The organism is Micromonospora parathelypteridis, from assembly GCF_014201145.1.
In the GTDB taxonomy this organism is placed as follows: domain Bacteria; phylum Actinomycetota; class Actinomycetes; order Mycobacteriales; family Micromonosporaceae; genus Micromonospora; species Micromonospora parathelypteridis.
The window spans coordinates 5,027,093-5,049,025 of sequence record NZ_JACHDP010000001.1 but is presented as its reverse complement, the minus strand read 5'-3'; the positions used below and the strand labels follow the sequence as shown (position 1 = coordinate 5,049,025).

Below are 21,933 nucleotides of genomic sequence, written 5' to 3'. Positions count from 1 at the left end.
TTCGGGAACGCGTGGGTAAGCCCCGCCAGACCAGCGTTCACCTGCGCGCCGGCCGACCCACGCGTCGTACCCGGTCACTTCAGCGCGGTGGCGGCCTCGTGGATGATCGCCGCGACCGCGCCCGGCTGCGACACGTAGACAGCGTGACTGCCCGGAGACTCGACCACTGTCGAGCCGGCGCGTTCGGACATCACCCGCTGGGCCGGCGGAGGGATCATGCGGTCATCGGTGGCGACCAGATACCAGCTGGGCTTGGTGCGCCAGGCCGGCTCGGTGATCTCACCGCTCAGCGCCTCCAGACCCCACGGGACCTGCGAGTCGGCCATGAAGGCCGCCTGCTCGGCGGGGAGATCACCGGCGAACGAGGCGGCGAACTTCTCCCGGTCCAGGAACAGGAATCCGTCCCGAGGCGGCAGGATCGGCGGCACTGGGGCGGCGGATCCGCGATGAGCGTGTTGACCGACTCGCCCCGATCCGGCGCGAACGCCGCGACGTACCCGTCGCGGTGATCACCGCGCCACCGTAGGAGTGTCCGACCAGGGCGACCGGCTCCGGGCGTTGGATCGTACCCGCCGTATTTATGGTCATCGGTAAGGCTATCGCCATTGAGGCCGGCATATAGGGGGCAGCCTGGCTACCCCGGCTGGTCATCCTCGCCGCACCGGGTCATTGAAGAACACGGCTGCGAGGATGACATCGTAGAGGAAAAATGCTCCGTAGCCGACGAGCGCTGCACCGATGAGCATCGCGATCACCCGCTTGACGGGGGCAAAGCGCCCATCAACCCGAGGGACGATGACGAATGCCTCATTGAGCAGGCGGGTGACGCGTCCCGGAATGACCATCAGGGACCCGCCGATCATGAACAAGCCTCCGATCAGCAACGCCATGAGCACCACAACGCCCATACCTGCCCGTGGCATTTCGCCTCCTTGAACAGTGACGGTAGAAGTCTGGTAGCGCAGTGTGAACGCCGACAAGGGGGCCGCTGCTTTTTTCACGCATTCTCTACGGGCAGTCAAAATCACAGAGGTGATAGAAGCGCCATCCCGAAGCAAGCCGCCGAGCGATGCAAGCAAGATCCAGCCGCCGGGGTTCGTCGGGGCGATCACCAAGGCGGTGATAGCGCCCACCGCCGGTCGTCGATCCGCGTTGGTAAGTGAGCCCATTGTGCCCAGTGCGAGGCCGACTCCTTGGCCCCCAGTGCTGCTCTGTGCGGCCGAGCCCGAGTCGGCCAGCAAGGCTGGTGGCCCGTCGGCTATTGACGGCCGAGTGCCGTCAGGGCGAGAAGGGCAGCCTCACGCTTGGAACGTGCGGCGGTAGGCGTCCGGAGGCACCCCGACCGTGCGGTGGAAGTGGCGGCGCAGTGTCGTCGCCGTGCCCATGCCCGCGGTCGAGGCGATGGTGTCGACGGTGTCGTCCGTGGTCTCCAGCAGTTCCTGCGCACGGCGGATCCGCTGCGTCAGCAGCCACTGCAGCGGGGTGGTGCCGGTTACCGAGTGGAAGTGCCGGGCCAGGTGGCGGGAGCTCATGTTCGCCTGACGGGCCAGGTCCTCCACGGTGAGCGGCTGGTCCAGCCGCCGCATCACCCACGGGAGCAGCTCGGACAGGGGATGGCCGTCCTGGGCGGGTACCGGTGTGGTGACGAACTGGGCCTGACCACCGGCCCGGTGGGGCGGCACGACCAGACGGCGGGCGACCACGTTGGCGATCGCCGAGCCGTGGTCGCGGCGGACCAGATGCAGGCACAGGTCCATCGCCGCGGCCTTGCCCGCAGAGGTGAGCACGCTGCCGTTGTCGACGTAGAGCACGTCCGGGTCGACCGTCACCCGGGGGTAGCGCGCGGCCAGTTGCTCGGTGTGGGCCCAGTGCGTGGTCGCCCGCAGCCCGTCCAGCAGACCCGCGGCGGCGAGCACGAACACGCCCGTGCACAGGGAGACGACCCGCGCGCCCGCCTCGTGGGCCGCGCGCACCGCCTCGACGAGTTCGGTCGGCGGGTCCTCGTCGACGTCCGCCAGGGCGGGGACGATCACAGTGCCGGCGCGGGCCAGCCGGTCGAGCCCGCAGTCCGGCTCCAGCAGGAACCTGCCGACCCGCACGGGCCGCGTGCCGCACACGCTCACGTCGTACCAGGGGCTCCGCACGGCGTCCGGGGCTGAGCCGAAGACCTCGTAGGCCAGGGCCAGCTCGAATTGCAGCATCCGGTCGGTGACGGCGAGAGCGACGGAGCGCGAGAGAGCAGCCATGTCGGGAATTGTACGGGTCATGTCGTTCCGGACACTGGCAGGGGCCCGCCGACACGGCCAAGATCTCTAGCAGCGGATCACTTCAAGCACGGAGGAGCAGGACATGGCAACGGTTGGAAACGTCGCGGTCTACGGCGCGTACGGGCACACCGGGCGGTTCGTGGTCGCCGAACTGCAGGAGCGCGGATACGTCCCGCTGCTGCTCGGTCGCGACCAGGACAAGCTGCAGGCGCTGGTGCGGGACTACCCGAACCTTGAGGCCCGGCAGGCGTCGGTCGACGATCCGGCCTCGCTCGACCGCGCACTGGACGGTGTGGACGCGGTGATTAACACCGCCGGGCCGTTCGCTTTCACCGCCGGCCCGGTGGTCGAGGCGGCACTGCGCGCCGGCATCCCGTACGTCGACGTGGCGGCCGAGATCGAGGCGAACGTCGATACGTTCGCGCACTTCGCGGAACGCGCCCGCGCCGCAGGCACCGTGGTGGTCCCGGCGATGGCCTTTTTCGGCGGCCTCGGCGACCTGCTGGTCACTACCGCGATGGGCGACTGGACGGCTGCAGACGAGGTGCACGTCGCCTACGGCCTGAGCAGCTGGCACCCGACCGACGGCACGCTCGCATCGGGCACGGTCTCGTCGCAGCGGCGCGGTGGCCGCCGGGTCCGCTACGCCGACGGACAGCTGCAGTACCACGACGACGCGCTGCCGACCCTGGAGTGGTCCTTCCCGGCCCCACTCGGCCCGCAGAGCGTCATCGGTGAGTTCACCATGGCCGACGTCGTCACCGTTCCCAGCCACCTGGACGTGCCGGAGGTCCGCACCTACATGACCGCCAAGGCGGCCTCGGACCTGTTCTCCCCCAACCCCACGGCACCGACCGCCGTCGACGAGCGCAACCGCTCCGCACAGACGTTCGTCATCGACGTCGCCGTCCGCTCCGGCGACACGGAACGCCGCCTGGCCGCCACCGGTCAGGACATCTACGCCATCAGCGCGCCGCTCGCGGTGGAGGCCGTCGACCGCCTCCTCACCGGCCGGACCCGGGCAACCGGCGTCGTCTCCGCCGGCGCGGTCTTCGACGCCCCCGACTTCCTCAACGCCCTGTCCGCGCACCTCACGCTGCATGCGCCGGCCGACGCCCGCAGCTGACCAGCGACTCGTGCCGGCCCAGTCCTGGAGCAGATCGTGCAGGCCCGGGCGCCAGGGAATCGGTGCCACGCACCCAGTCGAGGTGCTTCCGAGGCGGCCTTGTTGACCGTTAACTCTGTGCACCACGCGTCCGCGCTCGTCCGCGAGTGGTTCTGCACGCGCGGACGGTGAGGTACTAGTTGCCTCCCGCCGAACAACCGATTGTCCGCACGTTCCCGCCAGCGGGCGTCCTCGATCGAATCTGTTGCCATAACTGGCGCCTGACGTCCGTACCATGGGTCGGATGATCGACTCCTGGCTACCCACAATGCTCGTCCGGGTAGTGACGTGAGGCACCGTGTGGTGGGCGTTCTTGCCCTGTTCGCACTATCGATGTCCCAGGGCGGCTGTTCTATGCCATTCAGCTGCCCGGAGCCGGAGGTAACGGTCGACGCATCCGTGCACACCGAGACCGCGCCGATCGAGCCGGCGCTGCAGCCGCTGGGTCGGGTCCTGGAGGTCCACTGGTGGGAGTGGACAGAAAACGGCCGCTGCGACTTTAACGTTGGCGACCTCTTCCTGGTGCGTGAGGGCGCGGTCCGGGTTGCGCCGGCAGACGTTGCCAGGCTGACTGAATTGACGACAGCCTTGGACGTGGACATCCCCGATGATGTCGCGCCACACCCGCGGCTGTCGTCCTGGCTGCCCGCCGAACCGGAGTGGCGCGGCGGGACCGGCCTCGATTGGAGCGACGGCGAGGAAGGCTCGTCCGTGTCAGTCTCATACTTGCTGGACTCGGCGAGCGGCGTCGTCTTATTCCGATCCGACGCCAACTACGACCCGGCGTCGACTCCGACCGCCTCACCCTCCTGACGCGGTCCTCGACGACCGACCCCACGATTGCAGCCGACATCGCTCCGGAATGCGCCAGTCGAAACTCGGGCCTGCTGCATGCGCCGCTTGCCAATGACTCAACCGCCTGGCCTGTGGGGACAGGCCGGTTTGAGACGTTGAAGCGGAACTTAGATGGCCCCTCCCCGCGACCTGCGCCGGCCTGCTCGGCGTGCTGGTCCCGCCGCGTCTTGGGCTCACGTCACTGCTGACTGGCTGCCGACGTTTCACGCTGTCTTGTGCCCCGTGTGCGCCCCCAAGCCCGAGGAGCGGTACTTCCGCCAACGGTGGAAACCAGCCGAGGCCATGGCCCCGCCGAGCGCTCCCAGTATCGCCTCGTTGAAGGGCCCGGGCTGCTCGACGTATCCCAAGGCGACCAAGAGTCCGGTCCCTGCCGTCATCACGCCCGCAGCCAGCAACGCAACGCAGAAAAGTAGGCGGGCACGCATCCCGTCAGTAGAGCAGGCCATCACAACCTGCGCTGCGAGCTGCCGTCGGCCTTCAAGCACACGGTTTAGGAAGGGTGTAGCGCCTGCTGGGGCAATTATCGTCCTACCTGGACCTACGCCCGATGGCTGCCCGGCACGTCCCTTGATCATTCCGTGCATGTTCCGGATCTTGTCTGCTGGGCCCTGGATCTACGGATTGCCGGCAAGGCGGTTCGATCCGGCCCAATACGGAACTCAACTGGTAGTTCCTTGTTCCTCGTGGTTGCTTGCCGTGCTTCTCCGCTGTACCTGCTGATCGGCTGCTGGCTCACCCAAGGTCCCCTGCCGCTCCTCACCGGTGTCGAAGAACGCCGCCAGGTACGCGTACGGAGGAAGCTCACTGTCTCTCATTAGCGAGTAGACCTCGGCACCGTGGCCAAGCTCATCAAACATGCGGTATGCCTGCGCGAAGCCGAGGTAGCTGCGGTCAACCTCGTTCGCGTACTCGGCGGCTTCAGCCTCGGCCAGGGCGACGGCCGCGTCGAAGCTCACGGCCCGCCACACGGTAATGCGCTCCTCATACACGAACGGCGCATCGCTGCCATATTGGAAAACGCACCGCACCGAGAACCACCCTTGGTTCACAGCCTCGTCGGCGTCCTGCGCGTCGTTCACCGACCCATCCTGCCGCACCACGTGGCTCTACGTCGATCATCGCCGCCGCTGGCGACATCTCGCATACAAGTTCTGAGCGCTTCGTCTGGCGGGGTCCGGTCGCATCCGCGACCTCGGGCCACTGTCCGCGCCCGGCAGTCGGCGGCTGTCCCCGTCCCGCTTCGTTGCTGTCACCGTTGCTGTCGACAGCGATCCCACGGGGTGGGGCGGCTGCTCGCGATCCTCGGACCAGCCCTGACCGCACGAGTCGACGGCCTTACTCAGCGCCTCGGCGAGTCGCGTTCCAAGCGCTCCAAGTCGCGCTCCCAAACGGCGATCAGCCCTTCGCTGATCGCGTCGTCGGTGACGCCCCGGCGTATCCAACCGAGATCACGGTCGTTGTAGCGAAGCGCAAACACCAATCCAAGCTCGCCTGAGATCTCCTCCAGCCACGCCACCAGCCACCGGACCTCGGCAAAGAACCGCCGTTCCACCGCAGGCGTCGCCCATGGCCCCGGCGCTAGAAAAGCGTGTGTAAGCCCGATCTGGCGCGCGCCATCCCGGTCGACCTCGTCGAACGCTTCCGCCCTCTCGCCCACCCAGCTCAGCCTGCCGCAATCGCGCTCGTAGGCCCGCAGGAAACGGCTGACGTCCCTGTCGTCTAAGCGTCCCTCGCTGTAAGCGATCAGCTCATCTATCGGCACGGGCATGGTCCGATCCTAAGGACAGTCAGGGCTGCCATCCGGACGACCGCGCGTCCGAGGGCCAGCCAGCGCCACGACCCCTTGACCCCCAGGCAACGATGAGGACCTGTCAACCAGCCCCGACACACGTCGTGGGCTCGCGTCCTTCATCGTCCGCCTACGTCCAGCCGTGTGCGCCGTGATCGTCACTCAGGCCCGTAAGCCAACGTGCTCTAGCGGTCGTGGCAGGCGAGGTGCGAGAAGACCACCGTCAAGCCGATCACCGTCCACGACGCCCGCCGCACCTGCGCCACGCTCCTGGCCGACCTGGACGTCCATCCGAGAGTCGCCATGCAGGTTCTCCGGCACGCCCGGTTCTCCATCACGATGGAGATCTACACGCAGGTCTCGTCGAAGGCGACGCGGGAAGCACTCAAACGTCTTGGCGACTCCCTCGGCCGCTGACTCTCGTCCCTGAAGGGCAGCCCCGGAAGGGTAGCTCAGCCTTTGCGGTTCGGGTCGGTGAGAGCATCCCAGTCCTCAGCGCTCATCGGGAACGGCCCCCAGTGCGGCAGGTAGAACGGTCGCCGCGGCGGGTCGGCCACCGTAAACGGCTTGAACTCCGGATCCGCGATCACCCGGTAGACGAACTCGGCCGTCGACATGTCGAGTTGGTGCCACGGCTCGATGCCGTCCCACCGCGCGACCACAGGCCACCGGTCGGGCTCCATAGAGCGGTCCGCCAGCCAGTAGTACTCCCCTTCGGTCTGATCACTGCCCCATTGGATCAGCCCAGTCCCCTTGTCGGGCTCGTACATCTCGTAGGGGGCCCACAACCGCGCGAAGTCAGGCTCACTTGGCCACTGCCGAGAATAGGCCCACGCCCGAAACAGCGGTTGTGCATGATCGTCGGTCGGCCGGAGGAGGTCCAGGTAGGCGTAGAACCGCCCCGGAACGAACCGGCGGCACAGTTCCTTGAAGTCCGTCGGCAGCGGAACGCCCAGTTGGGCTTCCACGTGCTCCCAGCCGACACCGTCCTCAGGCACCTTGCGCCATCCGGTCACGTCGATGATCCGGTCGATCCACGTCAGCTGATCATTCACCGCCGGCAAGGTAACAGCACAGCCGGACATCCCATCGCCTTGTCGTCACCCTTCCGCTGAACGCTGCTGTACAAAGCTGCTGTACGACAGCAGAAAGGCCACCTCCCGAACTCGGGAAGCGGCCTCTGAACTGCGGAAACTGAGAGTGGGCGATGCTGGTATCGAACCAGCGACCTCTTCGGTGTGAACGAAGCGCTCTCCCACTGAGCTAATCGCCCTCAGCGCCACTGACTCTACCCGATCGTGGAACCGGACCGGAAATCCGGGGTCAGTGCGTCGCGAGGTAGTGCATCACCTTGGCCACCACGTCGATGCCGAGGCTGTATTTGAGGGACAGCCAGACCACGGTGGCCACGAAGACCAGGCCGACGGCGCCGAGCACGATTCGCACTGCGAGTGACTGCCGCGTCACCCATTGTGTCCAGCCGTGGACGTGTCGGCGGGTGAAGCCAAGCAGCCGGCGGGCCCAGTGGTATTCGACGGCCCAGATGCCGAGCCCGGCGATGACCAGCAGCCAGCCTGGCCCGGGCAGCGGGATGAGGGCGATGCCGACGGTCACCACGATTGCCCCGGCGATCGCAATGAAGATCTTGAGGGCGATCCGGCCGGTGGGGTTGGCGCGGATGAGGTCGAGGGTCACCGAGATCCGCTCCCGCCAGCGAGGACGACGTGGCGGCTCCCCGTCCACAAGGACGCCACCGGGGCGATCGGCGTCGGGCGCCGGCCGACCGGCGCGTCCGGGCTGCTCCATCGGCACTGCGTACCCCCGCTTTTTGGTTGCTCGGACCGCGACCTTCGGCGGGCCGGACGTCGCAAGCGGATCCACTGAGGATCCCTTCGTCACCATTTCACCCCCCAGTGTCGCTCGGGCCCGTCACTGCAACGGCCGACTGGACGTTACCGGAGTAAGTCGACGACTGAACCACCCGATGCCGGGCGGGATCACGCACTGGGCAGAACCGGAAATCCTACATGAATCCTCGCATTCACGCGGCCTTTCCGTCCCCCTTCCCACCACTGGGTGAAGTCAGCGTATGGCGGAGCGTAGCCAGGAGTAGCACCTGAGTATGGGAAAAGCGGGACACGCGCGTTCCGCAGCGGTGCCGGGGGGAGAACGTCCATGAGTGTCATCCGACCGACGACCGTAGAGGTCGAGACGTCGCTAAGGCTCGTCGCACCTGACGCCACCGCCTTGCCGGTGCGTGCCAGTCTGCGCTACGACCCTGCTGACCCGTATGCGGTCCATGTCCTGTTCCATGCCGAATCTGCCGGTGGCGAGGCGGTGAGCTGGTCCTTCGCCCGCGAACTGCTGGTCACCGGCCTGGACGAGCCAGCCGGCATCGGTGATGTGCGGGTCTGGCCCTGGGCCACCCCGCGCGGCGACTTCGTCGCGCTGGCCCTCTCGTCACCGGACGGCAACGCCCTCTTCGAGGTGCCGCGCAGCGTTCTGGTGCGTTTCCTTCGACGGACCTACGTCGTCGTCCCGCGCGGTCGTGAGGCCGAGCACCTGGACGTCGACACGGCGGTGAACCGGCTGCTCGCCGGTCGCTGACCACCGCCCGAACGGGCAACACCGGCCATTTCGGGGCCGCGCGGATCTGCCGAGTCCGCGCGGCCCCGGCACACCCGGGGGTGTACGCGGGCAGGCCCGCCCCGGGTCGGCCGGTGCTCAGCCGTGCGTGGTGATGCCGCCGTCGACGGGGATGATCGCGCCGGTGAGGTACGCGCCGGCGCGCGACGAGAGGTAGATGGCCGTGCCGGCCATGTCCTCCGGGCGTCCGATGCGGCCGAGCGGCACCTGCTGCTCGATGGCGGCCCGGCTCTCGGGGTCGTTCAGGGCGAACGCCATCATCTTGCTCTCGAACGGGCCGGGCGCGATCGCGTTGACGGTGATCTGCTCGCCGGCCAGTTGATGGGCCAGGCTGCGGGTGAGCATATGGACGGCCGCCTTGGTGGCCGAGTACGCGTACACCTCCATGAACGGCACCCGGATGCCGTCGATCGACCCAATGTTGATCACGCGGGCCGGGTCGTCGGCGCTGGCGGCGGCGCGCAGCGCCGGCAGCAGCGCGGTGGTGAGCCGGAAGACGGCCTTGACGTTGACCGCCCAGAGCTTGTCGAACGCGGCCTCCGGGTACGACTCCAGGGGTGCGCCCCAGGTCGCGCCGGCATTGTTGACCAGCACGTCGAGGTGACCAACCCGCTCGCGCACGGCCGCGGCCAGCGCCTCGGCGCCGGCGTCGTCGCCCAGGTCGACGGGGATGGCCTCGCAGCGGCCCTCGGCGGAGAGTTCCTTGGCGACCGCTTCGCAGACGTCGGCCTTGCGGGACGAGATGATCACGTGTGCGCCGGCCCGGACGAAGCCCTGGGCGATCATCAGACCGATCCCCCGCGACCCGCCGGTGACCAGGACCGTCTTACCTTCGACCGAGAACAGCTGCGTCATGCCCATCCCATCGCGAGTCGGCGGGGGCCGTCGGCCGGTTGGGCGGCCGGCGGGGCGCCGGGCGATCACGGACCGGACGGCGCTACCGCCGGGTAACGTAGCCCGGCCGCCGGGATGACGACAAGCCGCTGCGAGGCACGGATTCCGCTTCGCGCGTCGATGAGGATGCGGTGACCTGCGGTTCGGGCTAACGTCGCTAGCGATGGTCTCCACCGGTTCCTCCCCCGCGCCACCATTCGGAACGGCTTCACCCGTAACCGACGAGATTGCCACGTTCGCGCTGGCCGACCTTTCCCGTGACCCGGGCTGGCGCCAGCCGGTGATCGTCGAGCAGGAGTTGCTGATCCTCACCACGCGTGGGCACGGTGACGCGGAGCTCGACTTCCACCTGCTGCCGTGCCGGCCCGGCACGCTGCTGCGGGTCCGCCCCGGCCAGGTGCTGCGCTGCGTCGGCCCGCAGTTCGATGCCACCGTGGTCTCCTGGGAGCCCGAGGCGCTGCGCGGCTTCGACATCGACGCGGACGCGCCCGTGACCTGGCGGCAACTGGCCGGCGAGGACGAGGACGCGGTGATCACCGAGGTGAGCCAGTTGGCGGTGGACTGCCAGCGGCACCCCGACAGCCGTACCGCCCGCGCGCTGCTTCGCCATCAACTGGCCGTCCTGCTGCTGCGGCTGGCCCTGGCCAGTGCCGACCGGTCCGAGCCGCGGCCCGAGGAGGAGACGTTCCACCGGTTCTGCCGCGAGGTGGAGCACGGCTACCCGCGAACCCGGCGGGTGGAGGATTACGCGCTCGGGCTCCGCTGCTCGGTGCGGACCCTGACCAGGGCCTGCCTGGCCGTGACCGGTCGCAGCGCCAAGCAGATCATCGACGAGCGGGTCGCCCTGCAGGCCGGCCGGCTGCTCGCCGCGACCGACCAGCCGATCGCAGAGATCGGCCGGCAGCTCGGCTTCACCGAACCCACGAACTTCGGCCGCTTCTTCACCCGCGAGGTCGGGGTCAGCCCTGGCGCGTTCCGGGCCGCACGGCTTCAACCGGCGGCCGGCCGGGTGGTCCGACCCCGACCGCCGGCCGAGCCGACGGGTGCCAACGGCGGCAGGTTCCGTCCCGGCGCCCTCGGCGAACCGGCGAACGGCGGTCACTCCGGGCGGCCCGGGTCGCCCGCCGGACCGGCACGCGGCACCGGCCGGGCATGATGACGGGGTGCAGATCTCCGCGCGCGGCGACTACGCGGTACGGGCAGCGCTGAGCCTCGCCACCGCGTACCCCTCACTGTTGTCCACCCAGGCCATCGCCGCGGAGCAGGACATGCCCCGCAAGTTCCTGGAGGCGGTCCTGGCGGACCTGCGCCGGGCCGGCGTGGTGCGCGCCCAGCGCGGCGCCGAGGGTGGATACACGCTGGCACGCCCGCCGCGCGAGGTGACCGTCGGCGCGGTGCTGCGCGCCGTCGAGGGCCCGCTGGCCGGGGTACGCGGGCTGCGCCCCGAGGAGACCCGCTACGAGGGTGCGGCGGCGAACCTGCCCGACCTCTGGGTGGCGGTGCGCGCGGCAGTGCGGCGCGTCGTCGACGAGGTGAGCCTCGCCGAGATCGTCAGCGGTCGACTGCCCGCCCACGTCCGCAAGCTCACCGCGCTGCCCGACGCGTGGGAGCCGCGCTGACCGTGGGAGCCGTCCCGACCCTCCGTTGAGTGGGGCCTGCCCGACCACCGTCCACGCGGGACGGTGAGGGGGTTTCAGAATTCGTCGGTGCGGGCATGTTCGATCTCGACACTGCAGGGAACTGGTGACGAGGGGAGTCCTCCGATGGGCCTCATGTTTCGTAAGCGCAAGAAGTACGGTCCGATCATCCTGAACTTCACGGAGAACGGCTTCTCCTCGTGGAGCATCAAGATCGGGCGTTGGTCCTGGAACTCCAAGGCGCGGGCGCACCGGGTCGATCTGCCGGGTCCGCTGTCCTGGAAGCAGGACAAGTCCCGGTCGTAACATCCCGGGAGTCGAGCGGGGTGCCGGTGATTCACCGGCACCCCGCTCGGCGTTCGTGGGGGTTCGGCTCTCAGCGGGCCAGCGTGATGATCTCGTCGCCGGCCAGCCTGCCGGCCTCGCGGTCGCGCCGCACGTCACCCGCTTCGAGCAGGTCGGCGAGCGCCCGGTTGGCGTCGGCGGCACGATAGACGGTCGCGGTGAGAGTGTGCCGACGCAGCTCGGTGACCGGCCGTGGCCCGCCCTCTCGCAGCTCGGCCAGCAACTCGCGGCCCAGGGGTTCGAGGTCGGGATCGCCGGCCACGTCGACCGTCGCGCCCATCGGGTCGGCCGGGTCGCGGTAGTGCACGCCGAGGTCCGCGCCGACCGCCCAGAGCGCGTCGCGGACCGCCTCCAGACTCCGGTCGGAGCGGCTGCCGAACGCGATCACACCGGCGGCCTCGCCGCCCGGCAGCACCGGCGCCACCTCGGCGACCAGGGGGAAGCCGGCGGAGGCGAGCGCGGCGCGGGCGCTGTCGCCGGTGTGCAGCAACAGCTCTCCGGTGCGGCCGTTGGTCGCGGCGGTGAGCAGCTTCGGCGTGACCGCGCCCGGCAGGTCCACGAAGGAGAACAGCGGGGCGCCGGCCGCCCCGGCGGCCTTCACCGCGACCGGAAGCCGGTAGGGGTCACCGGGCAGCAGATGCACGGTGACCTCGGCGGGCAGCTCCGCCTCGATCGGGCCGAGTCGGGCCGGCAGGTCGGCGGCGCTGTCGGCAAGCACCAGCACCGTCACCTGCCGGCCACGCAACTGGTCGGCGTGCGCGGCGACCACCCGTAGCGCGGCCACCGCGGCGTCCGCGTCGGCACCGGCCAGGGCGACGGTGGCCCGCCGGGAGCGGTGCAGGGCCGTGGGCAGCCAGGTCGTCAACTGGCGGACCAGCAGCTCACGGAGGAAATCGGTGGTCCGGTGGGTCGGCATCGGTCCGTTCTACCGTACGACCGCTCAGGCCGGGACGGAGATCCCCACCCCGCCCCGGGTCTGCCCGCCGTAGCGCCGCCGCTCGGCGTCCAGGTCGAGCCGACCGATCTGCTTGCGGGCGGCGAGCGCGGCGTCGTCGAGCAGGTCGGCTGGGATCAGCCAGACCACCTCGAACTCCAGACCGTCCGGGTCCTGCCCGTAGAGGCTCTTCGTGGTGCCGTGGTCGGAGGTGCCGACAAGCGCTCCGGCGGCGGTGAGCCGCTCGGCGGTGGCAGCCAACTCGTCGAGGGTGTCGACCTCCCAGGCGAGGTGGTACAGGCCGACGGTGGCCCGACCGGCGGTCGACCGCCCGGCGCCGGCGCCGATCTCGAACAGGCCGAGGTCGTGGTCGTTGGTGGAGTCGGGGGCCTGGAGGAAGGTGGCGCCCCGGAAGCCGTCCGGGGTCATCGCCACCGGGCGGAAGCCCAGCACGTCACGGTAGAAGGCGACACTGCGGGCGAGGTCACTGACGTAGAGGACCGCGTGGTTGAGCCGGTGGATACCCATGACCCGAGGCTAGCGCGCTTTAGTTGAGCGTTCAACTATTGCGGGTATGATGGCGGTCATGACCCGCTGGCTCGACCCCGACGAGCAGCGCACCTGGCGCGCGTACCTCGCCGCCTCCCGGGCGCTGATGGACACGCTCGACCGCGAGCTGCAACGCGACGCGGGCATGCCGCACGCGTACTACGAGCTCCTGGTCGTGCTCTCCGAATCCCCCGGCCGCCGCCTGCGGATGAGCGACCTCGCCGAGGCCGCCGGGTCGTCCCGAAGCCGACTCTCACACGCGGTGGCCCGGCTCGAAGCGGCCGGCTGGGTGCGTCGCGAGGAGTGCCCGACCGACCGGCGCGGGCAGGTCGCGCTGCTCACCGACGAGGGATTCGCCACCCTCGCGGCCGCCGCACCCGGCCACGTCGAGGGGGTACGCCGACACCTGTTCGACGCGTTGAGCCCGGCCCAGGTCGACCAGCTGCGCCGAATCAGCGAGACGTTGGCCGAGCACCTGACCGGATACTGACCAATCGTCACCGGCGCGGGTCTTGTACTTACCGTCGTCGGATGAGCACGATGGGGCGTGTCTTCCGGCTTCGGTGAACTGACTGATCAGGCGCACCACCTCGTGTCAGCCGGCGATCTTGCTGGCGCGCAGCAGTTGCTCTCCGACGCGCTCACCGACGCCGACCCCCGCCCGGCCAACGCCACCCCCGAGCTGGCCGAGGCGGCCAGCCTCCAGGCGCGGGTGCTGGTCGCCCTCGGTGAGCCGCACTCGGCCCGAGGATGGGCCGCCTTCGCGTACGCGGCCAGCACCCGACTGCACGGCCGCTCCGACCCGCGCACGGTGGCCGCCGCGGCGACCCTGGCCGCGGTGCTGCACCGGGTCGGTAGCCACTCCCGGGCGGCCCGGCTCTACCAGGAAGTCATCATCGAGCTGACCGCACAGGACGGCCCGGAGTCGCTGCGGGTGCTCGCCGCGCATGCCGACCTGGCCACCGTCGAGTACGCCCGCGGCCAGTGCACGGTGGCCCGTGATCGGCTCCAGGATGCCTGGGAGCTGCACCGCGAGGTGTATGGCGACGGGCACCCCAGCGGCATCAAGATGCTGGCGCGGCTCGGGGCGATGCAGCGTGACTGCGGGCAGTTCACCGAGGCACACGACAACCTGGCGCTGGCCCGCGAGCTGTGTCGGCAGCACCTGCCCGCCGACGATCCGCTGGCCGCGCAGGTCGCGGCCCTGGCCCGCGCGGCCGCCAATCCCGACCACGTCTGCGCCGACAACCCGCCCACGGCCCAAGACACGCCGGTGGTGCCAGCCGCCCGCATCCCTCCGCGCAGCGACGGCCCGAGCGAGTCCGGCGGCTACCACCCGCCGGCGCCTCCGCCACCACAGGCCGGACCGGCAGCGGCCGGCGGGGCGGTTCCGAATCCCCGAACGCCAGCCGACGAACCGGTCGGGTCGACGGGCACCAGATGGCCATCCGAGCCGGCCGAGGAGCACGCGCCCCACACCAGCGACACCCCGGTGCCCCCGTCCGTGATCGGGCTGGCCGGCGGCACCGAGGAGCAGCCCGGGGTGTACCGGCTCCACCGACCCACCGCGCCGCCGGACCCGTACGCGACGCCCGACCCGTACCCGACGCCCGACCCGTACGCGACGCCCGACCCGTACCCGACGCCGGACGCACACGCGACGTCTGTTCCCTACACGCCGCCGGACCCGTACGCGACGTCCGATCCCTACACGCCGCCCGACCCGTACGCGCCGCTGGAGCCGTACACGCCGTCCCGGCTGCTGCCGGTGCCCGTGCACCGGGCGCCGCCGACGCAGCGCAACCGACTGGTGCCGGTGGTGGTGGCCGGTGTGGTCGTGGTGCTGCTCGGCGCGGCCGCGGTGATCGCCGGGGTGGCCCGGGTCGACGGCGACGACGAGCCGACCCCGCCGCCAACGAGCGCCTCCCCCACCGCCGGTCCGCCGGCCACCACGGCGCCCGCCCCGGGCGGAGCCGCACCCACGTCGGCTGCCGCCGCGGCGCCGCCCGGCAGTCCGCCCAGCGCGGTAACCCTGCGCGACAACCGGGACAGCATCACGCTGAACTGGACCTACCCCGCCGGCAGCGAGGGCCCGGTGGTCATCGCGGGTGGCCGCACCGGCCAGGAGCGCAACGTCTTCGCGACCCTGCCCGCCGGCACCAGCAACTACATCATCTACGCGCTCAACCGCACCAACGACTACTGCTTCACCGTCGCCGTCGTCTGGTCCACCGACACCGTGGCCAGCTCGGAGCAGGTCTGCACCCGCCGCCGCTGACCAGAGGCGGGGCGGTGGACCACCCGCCGTCACGGCGCGGTCTGTGGCCCCTCCTCGGCGGCAGTCGCCGGCAGCAGCAGGCACACCCGTAGCCCGTGCTGCTCCTGCGCGTCGGTCAGGGTGATGGTGCCGCCGGCACGTCGCACCAGTTCCCGGGCGATGGCCAGCCCCAGGCCGGCGCCGCCCTCGTCACGGGCCCGGCCGTCATCCAGCCGGGTGAACCGGTCGAACACCCGCTCCCGGTCCGCCACCGGGATCCCCGGGCCGTCGTCGGTCACCGTCACCAGGTGGTACGACCCAGCGCCGGGCCCGACCGTCCGCCGCGCCGCCGACGCCGCCTCGGCGGCGAGCACGACGCTGCCGTACGCGTGCCGGACCGCGTTGTCGACCAGGTTGGCCAGCACACGACGCAGCTCGTCGACATTGCCGCTCGTCCAGAGCGGACCCGGCGGCAACGCCACCCGCACCGGCGAGGCGGGGTAGCGGGCGGCGACCTCGGCCAGCAGCGCGCCCAGCTCCACCGGGCCGGTCCCCCGGGCCGGTGGAGCCTCGTCCAGGCGGGCCAGCAGCAGGAGATCGTCGACCAACCGGGTCATCCGGTGGGTGTCGGCGAGCAGGTTCGCGGTCACCGCGGTCCAGTCCGTCCGGTCGGCGAGGCGCTGAGCCACCTCCAACTCGGTACGGATGTTGGTCAACGGGCTGCGCAGCTCGTGTGCGGCGTCGGAGACGAACGCCCGCTGGCGGACCCGGCCGGACTCCAGCCGGTCCAACATGCCGTTGAGGGTGACCGCCAACCGGTGGATCTCGTCGCCCGATGCGGGCACCGGCAGCCGACCGGCGCCGGCCCGCCCGGTGATCTCCTCGGCGCCCCGCCGCAACGCCTCGACCGGCCGCAGAGTCGCGCCCACCACCCGCCACGCCACCCCGGCCAGCGCGCCCACCAGCAGTGGGAACGCCACCAGCAGGATGGTCCGGACCACGTGGGTGCTGTGCCGCACGTCGGCCATCGACCGGGCGACCAGCACGGTGAGCGGGTCCGCCGCGGTGCCGGCGGGCACGGTGACCACCCGGACCGGGCCGGCGAGCCCGACCCGCTCCGCCGGCACCTCCAGCCGCTGCCGACGGTCGCGGTCCAGCCGCTCCGGACGCACCATCGGCACCAGCCGGTCGGCGTCGATCGAGGCGGCCCGGATCCGCCCCTGCGCGTCGACGACCTGGACGCGGACCTGCCCGCCGGCCACCGGCAGCGGGTCGGGCAACGCGTCCTCGGCGGCGAGCAGGGCGACCGCGTCGGCGGTCCGGAACGCCTCGGTGTCGACCGTCCGCTGGAGCACGAAGCCGAGCGCGGCGAGCAGCACCACCCCACCCAGGGCCAGCCCGACGGCCATGCCGAAGACCCCGATCGCCATGAGCCGCCCTCGCAGCCCCAGCACCGGCATCCAGCGTTGCCACGCCGGGCGGGCGGGCACCGGGTCGTCGGCGATCACGTCGCGAGCCGGTAACCGGCACCCCGGACCGTCTCGAGCCGGTCCCGGCCGAGCTTGCGACGCAGATAGCCGACGTACACCTCGACAGCGTTCGGCGCGGTCTCCACGCTCGCGTCCCAGACGTGGTCCAGCAACTCGGTCTTGGAGATCACCTGTCCGGGCCGGCGCATCAGGTAGTCGAGCAGCGCGAACTCCCGCGCGGTCAGCGCCACCTCGGCGTCGGCCCGGGTCACGCGTCGCAGGGCCGGGTCCAGCCGCAGGTCACCGACTGCCAGCACCGCCGGGCGCACCGGCGCGCCCCGACGCAGCAGCGCCCGCAGCCGGGCCAGCAGCACCACGTACGAGAAGGGCTTGGTCAGGTAGTCGTCCGCGCCGCAGTCGAGGCCGTCGGCCTGGTCGTACTCGCCGTCCTTGGCGGAGAGCATCAACACCGGCAACCAGTGCTGCTCCGCTCGAAGCCGCCGGACCAGCTCATAGCCGGACAGGCCGGGCAGCATCACGTCGAGGATCATGGCGTCGTACTCGCCGTGCCGGGCCGCGTCCAGGCCGGCCGGGCCGGTCCCCGCCACATCCACCGCGAACCCCTCGGCCTGCAGGCCACGTTGCAGGGCAGCCGCCAACCGGGCCTCGTCCTCCACCACCAGCAACCGCACCGCTCAAGGGTGCCACCCCCGTTCAATCGGGCGGTTCGGCTTCCTCAGCACGTTCACAGGACCAAGAGGGCAGGATGAGCCCTGGAGGTGTCACCATGTCCGTTCTGAGAAGCCGTCCCGTCCTTCGTTGGCTGGTCCCGGCCACCGCCGCCGTCGCCGTCATCGGTGGTGGCGCGGCTATCGGCACGTTCGCCGCGGAGGCCGAGCCGAGCCTGCCGCCGCGTACCGCTGCCCAGCTCCTGGTCGATCTGCAGACCTCCCGGCTGGAAGGGCTGTCCGGAACCGTCGTGCAGCGTGCCGACCTCGGCCTGCCGCCGCTGGTCGGGTTGCTCCCCGGCAACGAGCTGACCACCGTGCTGACCGGCACGCACACCCTGCGGGTCTGGTATTCCGGCCCGGACCGGCAGCGGGTCGCGCTGCTGGACACCCTTGGCGAGCAGGACGTGATCCGCAACGGCCGCGACCTGTGGACCTGGCAGAGCCGCACCAACACCGCCACCCACCGCACCCTGGGTGACGCCGGCGCCACGAAGCCGGCCCCCGAGGCGGCGCCGAGCCTGCCGGCCACCCCGCAGGAGGCCGCCGACCTGGCGTTGGGCGCGATCGACCCGAGCACCGAAGTGAGCGTCGGCCGCTCGGCCACCGTCGCCGGCCAGGACGCGTACGAGCTGGTGCTCCAGCCGCGCGACCGTGACTCGCTGGTGCACCAACTGCGGATCGCCATCGACGCCAAGCAGCATGTGCCGCTGCGCTTCGAGGTGCTCGCCAAGGGCAGCGACCAGCCGGCGTTCGAGATGGCCTTCACCCAGGTCGACTACCGCCGCCCCGACGCCGACCAGTTCACCTTCAACCCGCCGCCCGGCGTGACCGTCAACGAGGAGAAGGCCGAGCGGCCGGCCGCGGGCAAGCCCGGCCACGCCGAGCCGGCGGGTGATCCGCAGGTACGCGCGGTGGGCTCCGGCTGGGCAACCGTGCTGGTGGCCCGCCTCGACGGGGCTGTCGGCGGTAAGCCGGCCGACGCGAAGCCGGCCGTGCCGTCGGCCGGCGCCGCACCCGACGTTGACCTGTCGAAGCTGCTCGGCGGGCTCGCCGCGGTCAAGGGCGACTGGGGTAGCGGTCGGCTGCTCACCGGCAAGCTGTTCAGTGTGCTGCTCACCGACGACGGCCGGGTGCTCGCCGGCGCGGTCACTCCCGAGCGGCTCTACCAGGTCGCTCGCGGCTGATCCACCGATGTGGGCGCCGGGTCGACCTCGCGGTTGGCCCGGCGCTTCGTCGTGTCCGACCCTGTCGCGCGCGTCCCGGCAGGCGCCGGCGTCGACAGTCCTGAGTCAGCGGGCGCCGAGGGCGCTGAGGTAGGCGTCGGCGATGACCGCGTGGCCGGGCAGGTACGGATGCACCCGGTCGTCGGCCCAACGCTTCGACGGACTGACCGCCAGCACCCGGTCGAACGCCGCCTGGTTGGGCACGTGCACCGCGTCGAACTCGGCGGCCAACCCTGCCACCACCGCCGCGTACCGGTCGGTGTCGGCGCGTTGCGGGACGCTGCGGTCGGCCTCGATGAGGAACGGATCACCGAGGATCAGTCGGCAGCCGGTGGAGGCAACCGCCCGACGAAGCAGGTCGCGCAGGGTGCGCTCGTACTCGTCGATGTCGACGGCCTCATCCGGCCGGTCGCCGTAGCGCCGCCAGATGTCGTTGATGCCGATCAGCACGGACAGCCAGTCGGGGCGCTCGGCGACGGCGTCGTCGTCCCAGCGGGCGGCCAGGTCCCGCACGGTGTCGCCACTCACACCGCGGTTGACCCACTCCAGCTCCAGCTCCGGGTGCCGCGCGCCGACCAGGGCGCGGACGAGGCTGACATAACCGCTGCCGTAGGGCGCGGCGGCGTCGCGCCGACCACAATCGGTGATGCTGTCGCCGATGAAGACCACCCGTTGCCCGGTCCGCAGGATCATCCGACGCCACCTCGCGATCACCGGCGCGCCGGCCCGCCCGGCTTGTTGAGAACCGGGGGAACGCGCTATCTTCAACAGTTCGTGGGCATAAAAAAGAACGGCTAAAAGCCGTTCCTGCATAGGATTCTAATCTTTAGGGAGACGGCTTGTCAAGGCACTCCGGCGGTTCCGGCGAATTGCCGCTCGACGACGAGATTGGTCGCGAGCAGGAGTACGTCTCGATGCTCTACGACCGCCTGGACGGGCTGCGTGAGCAGGCCGCCCAACGACTCACCGCCGAGTTGCGCAACACCGGCGGAACCCTGCAGGACCGCTCGCAGCGCGACAGCTCGGTAGCGATGTACGCCGATCAGGTCGAGCAGTTCTCCGCCGTGGAGAACGGGCTCTGCTTTGGCCGCCTCGACGGCGACGACGACTCCCGCCACTACATCGGCCGGCTCGGCATCTTCGACACCAGCGGTGACTACGACCCGCTGCTGATGGACTGGCGGGCCCCCGCCGCCCGCCCGTTCTATCTCGCCACCGCCGCCAACCCGCAGGGCGTACGCCGTCGACGGCACCTGCGCACCCGGCAGCGCAAGGTGACCGGGCTCAACGACGAGGTGCTCGACATCGGCGCCGCCTCCCCCGGCGCCCACGAGGAGCTGACCGGCGAGGCGTCGCTGCTCGCCGCGCTTAACGCCGGCCGTACCGGGCGGATGCGCGACATCGTCGAGACCATCCAGGCCGAACAGGACGAGATCATTCGCGCCGAACTGCCCGGCGTCATGGTGGTCCAGGGCGGCCCCGGCACGGGCAAGACCGCGGTCGCGCTGCACCGTGCGGCGTATCTGCTCTACACGCACCGCCGCGAACTCTCCAGCCGGGGCGTGCTGCTGGTCGGCCCGAACGCGACCTTCCTGCGTTACATCTCCCAGGTGCTGCCGACGCTGGCCGAGACGGGCGTGCTGCTGCGTACCCAGGGTGATCTTTTTCCCGGGGTGAGCGCCCAGCGGGTCGAACCGGCCGAGACCGCCGCGCTCAAGGGCCGGGCCGTGCTGGCCGAGGTCCTGGCGCGGGCGGTACGGGACCGGCAGTGGGTGCCGGACGAGCCGCTGGAGATCGAGGTCGAGCGGGAAGCGCTCAGCCTCGACCCGGAGACCGTGCGAACCGCCCGGGACCGCGTACGTCGGGTGGACCGGCCGCACAACCTGTCTCGCGCGCTGTTCGACACCGAGGTCGTGCACGCGCTCGCCGACCAGGTGGCCGAACGGATCGGCGCCGACCCGCTGGGCGGCGACAACCTGCTCGACGAGGCCGACCGGGCCGAGATCCGCCGCGAGTTGCGCGAAGAGCCGGAGATCCGGGCCGCCCTGGACCGGTTGTGGCCGGTGCTCACTCCGCAGCGCCTGCTCGCCGACCTGTACGCCGACCCGGACCGCATCGCCGTCGCCGCGCCGATGCTCACCGACGACGAGCGGGCGCTGCTGCACCGGGAGCCGGGTGGCTGGACGCCGGCCGACGTGCCGTTGCTGGACGAGGCCGCCGAGCTGCTCGGCGAGGACGAACGGGCCGCCGCCGCCCGCCGGGACCGGATCCGCCGGATGGAACGGGAGTACGCCGAGGGTGTTCTCGAGATCGCCCGGGGCTCCCGCTCGATCGACGTCGAGGACGAGGCCGACGGCGGTGAGATCCTCGGCGTGACCGACCTGATCGACGCCGACCGACTGTTGGAACGGCAGGAGGAGGCCGACCGGCTGACCACCGCGCAGCGCGCCGCCGCCGACCGCACCTGGGCGTTCGGCCACGTCATCGTGGACGAGGCGCAGGAGCTGTCGCCGATGGCGTGGCGGTTGCTGATGCGCCGTTGCCCGAGTCGGTCGATGACCATCGTCGGGGACGTCGCGCAGACCGGCGCGCTGAGTGGCACGCCCTCCTGGGCGGACGCCCTCGCCCCGTACGTGGCGCAGCGGTGGCGGCTGACCGAGCTGACGGTCAGCTACCGCACACCTGCCGAGATCATGGCGGTCGCCGCCGACGTGCTGGCCGAGATCGACCCCGCGCTGCGGCCGCCGCGCTCGGTGCGGGAGAGCGGCGTACCCCCGTGGGACCGGGCGGTGCCCGACGAGCGGTTGGCGGCGGAGCTGGTCGCTGCGGCCACCCGGGAGGCGGCCGGGCTGACCGAGGGTCGGCTCGGTGTGCTCGTGCCGGCCGGCCGGGTAGGCGAGTTGGGGTCGGCGGTGACCGCGGCGTTGCCGGAGGCCGCCGTGGGCGAGCATCCGGAGCTGGAGAGCCGGGTGGTGGTGCTGACCGTCGCGCAGGCCAAGGGGCTGGAGTTCGACTCGGTGCTGGTCGTCGACCCGGACCGGATGGTGGCCGAGTCGCCGCGCGGGCGCAGCGACCTCTACGTGGCGCTCACCCGCGCCACCCAACGCCTGGGCATCCTGCGCCCCGGCAACTGACCAGGCACCCCGAAACCCGCGCCGCCTCCGTCGAGCAG

Annotated in this window: 23 protein-coding genes, 1 tRNA gene and 1 pseudogene; 11 read left to right on the top strand and 14 right to left on the bottom strand. The window is 71.0% G+C overall.

The genetic code is table 11. The annotated features are described in order from the left end of the window. Window positions 1–74: 74 nt before the first annotated feature. The 3 genes from HNR20_RS31925 to HNR20_RS22815 form a co-directional block, all read right to left on the bottom strand. Window positions 75–428, bottom strand: a complete 354-nt coding sequence (locus HNR20_RS31925) for an alpha/beta hydrolase (protein WP_221309884.1) — start codon at window positions 426–428, stop codon at window positions 75–77. 219 nt (window positions 429–647) lie between these two features. Then, the gene (locus HNR20_RS22820; RefSeq protein ID WP_184189395.1) at window positions 648–1,133 is read right to left on the bottom strand and encodes a hypothetical protein; all 486 of its coding nucleotides are present in this window, start codon (window positions 1,131–1,133) and stop codon (window positions 648–650) included. A gap of 165 nt (window positions 1,134–1,298) precedes the next feature. Beyond that, on the bottom strand, window positions 1,299–2,246 hold the full coding sequence (locus HNR20_RS22815; protein WP_184183286.1) for a helix-turn-helix domain-containing protein: 948 nt from the start codon (window positions 2,244–2,246) through the stop codon (window positions 1,299–1,301). A 103-nt stretch (window positions 2,247–2,349) separates the two neighbouring features. Here HNR20_RS22815 and HNR20_RS22810 point away from each other — a divergent pair, with 103 nt between their 5' ends. Together HNR20_RS22810 and HNR20_RS22805 are read left to right on the top strand one after the other, a co-directional pair. Then, a complete protein-coding gene (locus tag HNR20_RS22810; RefSeq protein WP_184183283.1) occupies window positions 2,350–3,393 on the top strand; it encodes a saccharopine dehydrogenase family protein in 1,044 nt (347 codons plus the stop codon). A 438-nt stretch (window positions 3,394–3,831) separates the two neighbouring features. Beyond that, entirely contained in the window at window positions 3,832–4,245 is a 414-nt protein-coding gene (locus tag HNR20_RS22805) for a hypothetical protein (protein ID WP_184183280.1), read from the top strand. A 701-nt stretch (window positions 4,246–4,946) separates the two neighbouring features. Here the strand turns inward: HNR20_RS22805 and HNR20_RS22800 are convergent. Together HNR20_RS22800 and HNR20_RS22795 are read right to left on the bottom strand one after the other, a co-directional pair. Beyond that, window positions 4,947–5,366 (bottom strand): hypothetical protein, encoded by a 420-nt coding sequence (locus tag HNR20_RS22800; protein ID WP_184183278.1) that lies wholly within the window; start codon window positions 5,364–5,366, stop codon window positions 4,947–4,949. Between the two features lie 260 nt (window positions 5,367–5,626). Continuing rightward, complete coding sequence (locus HNR20_RS22795; RefSeq protein WP_184183276.1) at window positions 5,627–6,055, bottom strand: hypothetical protein; 429 nt, start codon at window positions 6,053–6,055, stop codon at window positions 5,627–5,629. Window positions 6,056–6,265: 210 nt separating this feature from the next. Between HNR20_RS22795 and HNR20_RS22790 the strand changes: the two are divergent. Next, window positions 6,266–6,493: pseudogene (locus tag HNR20_RS22790) on the top strand (tyrosine-type recombinase/integrase); the annotation flags it as partial. A gap of 35 nt (window positions 6,494–6,528) precedes the next feature. On the opposite strand, the gene HNR20_RS22785 reads toward HNR20_RS22790, so the two are convergent. The 3 genes from HNR20_RS22785 to HNR20_RS22775 all read right to left on the bottom strand — a co-directional run bounded on the left by HNR20_RS22785 (window position 6,529) and on the right by HNR20_RS22775 (window position 7,978). Beyond that, on the bottom strand, window positions 6,529–7,140 hold the full coding sequence (locus HNR20_RS22785) for a hypothetical protein (RefSeq protein WP_184183274.1): 612 nt from the start codon (window positions 7,138–7,140) through the stop codon (window positions 6,529–6,531). Between the two features lie 137 nt (window positions 7,141–7,277). Beyond that, a tRNA-Val gene (locus tag HNR20_RS22780) sits at window positions 7,278–7,349 on the bottom strand. 50 nt (window positions 7,350–7,399) lie between these two features. Then, complete coding sequence (locus HNR20_RS22775; RefSeq protein ID WP_184183272.1) at window positions 7,400–7,978, bottom strand: TIGR02611 family protein; 579 nt, start codon at window positions 7,976–7,978, stop codon at window positions 7,400–7,402. A 273-nt stretch (window positions 7,979–8,251) separates the two neighbouring features. Here HNR20_RS22775 and HNR20_RS22770 point away from each other — a divergent pair, with 273 nt between their 5' ends. Continuing rightward, on the top strand, window positions 8,252–8,683 hold the full coding sequence (locus HNR20_RS22770) for an SsgA family sporulation/cell division regulator (protein ID WP_007457244.1): 432 nt from the start codon (window positions 8,252–8,254) through the stop codon (window positions 8,681–8,683). Between the two features lie 117 nt (window positions 8,684–8,800). On the opposite strand, the gene HNR20_RS22765 is transcribed toward HNR20_RS22770, so the two are convergent. Then, window positions 8,801–9,577, bottom strand: coding sequence for a glucose 1-dehydrogenase (locus tag HNR20_RS22765; RefSeq protein WP_184183270.1), 777 nt, complete (start codon window positions 9,575–9,577; stop codon window positions 8,801–8,803). Window positions 9,578–9,779: 202 nt separating this feature from the next. Here HNR20_RS22765 and HNR20_RS22760 point away from each other — a divergent pair, with 202 nt between their 5' ends. The 3 genes from HNR20_RS22760 (at window position 9,780) to HNR20_RS22750 (ending at window position 11,559) form a co-directional block, all read left to right on the top strand. After that, a complete protein-coding gene (locus HNR20_RS22760; RefSeq protein ID WP_184183268.1) occupies window positions 9,780–10,772 on the top strand; it encodes a helix-turn-helix domain-containing protein in 993 nt (330 codons plus the stop codon). A 7-nt stretch (window positions 10,773–10,779) separates the two neighbouring features. After that, window positions 10,780–11,235, top strand: coding sequence for an RrF2 family transcriptional regulator (locus tag HNR20_RS22755; RefSeq protein WP_184183265.1), 456 nt, complete (start codon window positions 10,780–10,782; stop codon window positions 11,233–11,235). A gap of 144 nt (window positions 11,236–11,379) precedes the next feature. After that, window positions 11,380–11,559 (top strand): DUF4236 domain-containing protein, encoded by a 180-nt coding sequence (locus tag HNR20_RS22750; protein WP_030333600.1) that lies wholly within the window; start codon window positions 11,380–11,382, stop codon window positions 11,557–11,559. A gap of 70 nt (window positions 11,560–11,629) precedes the next feature. Here HNR20_RS22750 and HNR20_RS22745 read toward each other — a convergent pair whose 3' ends face one another. Both HNR20_RS22745 and HNR20_RS22740 read right to left on the bottom strand, forming a co-directional pair. Then, the gene (locus HNR20_RS22745) at window positions 11,630–12,514 is read right to left on the bottom strand and encodes a hypothetical protein (protein ID WP_184183263.1); all 885 of its coding nucleotides are present in this window, start codon (window positions 12,512–12,514) and stop codon (window positions 11,630–11,632) included. A 24-nt stretch (window positions 12,515–12,538) separates the two neighbouring features. Then, window positions 12,539–13,060, bottom strand: a complete 522-nt coding sequence (locus HNR20_RS22740; RefSeq protein WP_184183260.1) for a VOC family protein — start codon at window positions 13,058–13,060, stop codon at window positions 12,539–12,541. A 49-nt stretch (window positions 13,061–13,109) separates the two neighbouring features. Here HNR20_RS22740 and HNR20_RS22735 point away from each other — a divergent pair, with 49 nt between their 5' ends. Both HNR20_RS22735 and HNR20_RS22730 read left to right on the top strand, forming a co-directional pair. Beyond that, complete coding sequence (locus HNR20_RS22735) at window positions 13,110–13,571, top strand: MarR family winged helix-turn-helix transcriptional regulator (RefSeq protein ID WP_184188819.1); 462 nt, start codon at window positions 13,110–13,112, stop codon at window positions 13,569–13,571. 57 nt (window positions 13,572–13,628) lie between these two features. Continuing rightward, the gene (locus HNR20_RS22730) at window positions 13,629–15,359 is read left to right on the top strand and encodes a tetratricopeptide repeat protein (protein ID WP_184183257.1); all 1,731 of its coding nucleotides are present in this window, start codon (window positions 13,629–13,631) and stop codon (window positions 15,357–15,359) included. Window positions 15,360–15,388: 29 nt separating this feature from the next. Here HNR20_RS22730 and HNR20_RS22725 read toward each other — a convergent pair whose 3' ends face one another. Together HNR20_RS22725 and HNR20_RS22720 are read right to left on the bottom strand one after the other, a co-directional pair. After that, window positions 15,389–16,768: an ATP-binding protein gene (locus HNR20_RS22725; RefSeq protein WP_184188816.1), complete on the bottom strand. Its 1,380-nt coding sequence runs from the start codon at window positions 16,766–16,768 to the stop codon at window positions 15,389–15,391. Between the two features lie 74 nt (window positions 16,769–16,842). Next, window positions 16,843–17,499 (bottom strand): response regulator transcription factor, encoded by a 657-nt coding sequence (locus HNR20_RS22720; protein WP_184183254.1) that lies wholly within the window; start codon window positions 17,497–17,499, stop codon window positions 16,843–16,845. A gap of 95 nt (window positions 17,500–17,594) precedes the next feature. On the opposite strand from HNR20_RS22720, the gene HNR20_RS22715 reads away from it, so the two are divergent. Further along, the gene (locus tag HNR20_RS22715; RefSeq protein ID WP_184183251.1) at window positions 17,595–18,722 is read left to right on the top strand and encodes a LolA family protein; all 1,128 of its coding nucleotides are present in this window, start codon (window positions 17,595–17,597) and stop codon (window positions 18,720–18,722) included. A 105-nt stretch (window positions 18,723–18,827) separates the two neighbouring features. On the opposite strand, the gene HNR20_RS22710 is transcribed toward HNR20_RS22715, so the two are convergent. Next, window positions 18,828–19,454 (bottom strand): SGNH/GDSL hydrolase family protein, encoded by a 627-nt coding sequence (locus HNR20_RS22710; protein ID WP_184183248.1) that lies wholly within the window; start codon window positions 19,452–19,454, stop codon window positions 18,828–18,830. 146 nt (window positions 19,455–19,600) lie between these two features. Here HNR20_RS22710 and HNR20_RS22705 point away from each other — a divergent pair, with 146 nt between their 5' ends. Continuing rightward, window positions 19,601–21,895, top strand: a complete 2,295-nt coding sequence (locus tag HNR20_RS22705; protein ID WP_184183245.1) for a HelD family protein — start codon at window positions 19,601–19,603, stop codon at window positions 21,893–21,895. Window positions 21,896–21,933: the final 38 nt, after the last annotated feature.

What these genes read in the sequence shown, in the direction of transcription:
- HNR20_RS22750 (WP_030333600.1), top strand. Translation starts at nt 11,380, where the DNA reads ATGGGCCTCATGTTTCGTAAGCGCAAGAAGTACGGTCCGATCATCCTG.
- HNR20_RS22775 (WP_184183272.1), bottom strand. Translation starts at nt 7,978, where the DNA reads ATGGTGACGAAGGGATCCTCAGTGGATCCGCTTGCGACGTCCGGCCCG.
- HNR20_RS22710 (WP_184183248.1), bottom strand. Translation starts at nt 19,454, where the DNA reads ATGATCCTGCGGACCGGGCAACGGGTGGTCTTCATCGGCGACAGCATC.
- HNR20_RS22795 (WP_184183276.1), bottom strand. Translation starts at nt 6,055, where the DNA reads ATGCCCGTGCCGATAGATGAGCTGATCGCTTACAGCGAGGGACGCTTA.
- HNR20_RS22735 (WP_184188819.1), top strand. Translation starts at nt 13,110, where the DNA reads ATGGCGGTCATGACCCGCTGGCTCGACCCCGACGAGCAGCGCACCTGG.
- HNR20_RS22765 (WP_184183270.1), bottom strand. Translation starts at nt 9,577, where the DNA reads ATGACGCAGCTGTTCTCGGTCGAAGGTAAGACGGTCCTGGTCACCGGC.
- HNR20_RS22725 (WP_184188816.1), bottom strand. Translation starts at nt 16,768, where the DNA reads ATGGCGATCGGGGTCTTCGGCATGGCCGTCGGGCTGGCCCTGGGTGGG.
- HNR20_RS22770 (WP_007457244.1), top strand. Translation starts at nt 8,252, where the DNA reads ATGAGTGTCATCCGACCGACGACCGTAGAGGTCGAGACGTCGCTAAGG.
- HNR20_RS22745 (WP_184183263.1), bottom strand. Translation starts at nt 12,514, where the DNA reads ATGCCGACCCACCGGACCACCGATTTCCTCCGTGAGCTGCTGGTCCGC.
- HNR20_RS22760 (WP_184183268.1), top strand. Translation starts at nt 9,780, where the DNA reads ATGGTCTCCACCGGTTCCTCCCCCGCGCCACCATTCGGAACGGCTTCA.
- HNR20_RS22715 (WP_184183251.1), top strand. Translation starts at nt 17,595, where the DNA reads ATGTCCGTTCTGAGAAGCCGTCCCGTCCTTCGTTGGCTGGTCCCGGCC.
- HNR20_RS22740 (WP_184183260.1), bottom strand. Translation starts at nt 13,060, where the DNA reads ATGGGTATCCACCGGCTCAACCACGCGGTCCTCTACGTCAGTGACCTC.
- HNR20_RS22810 (WP_184183283.1), top strand. Translation starts at nt 2,350, where the DNA reads ATGGCAACGGTTGGAAACGTCGCGGTCTACGGCGCGTACGGGCACACC.
- HNR20_RS22815 (WP_184183286.1), bottom strand. Translation starts at nt 2,246, where the DNA reads ATGGCTGCTCTCTCGCGCTCCGTCGCTCTCGCCGTCACCGACCGGATG.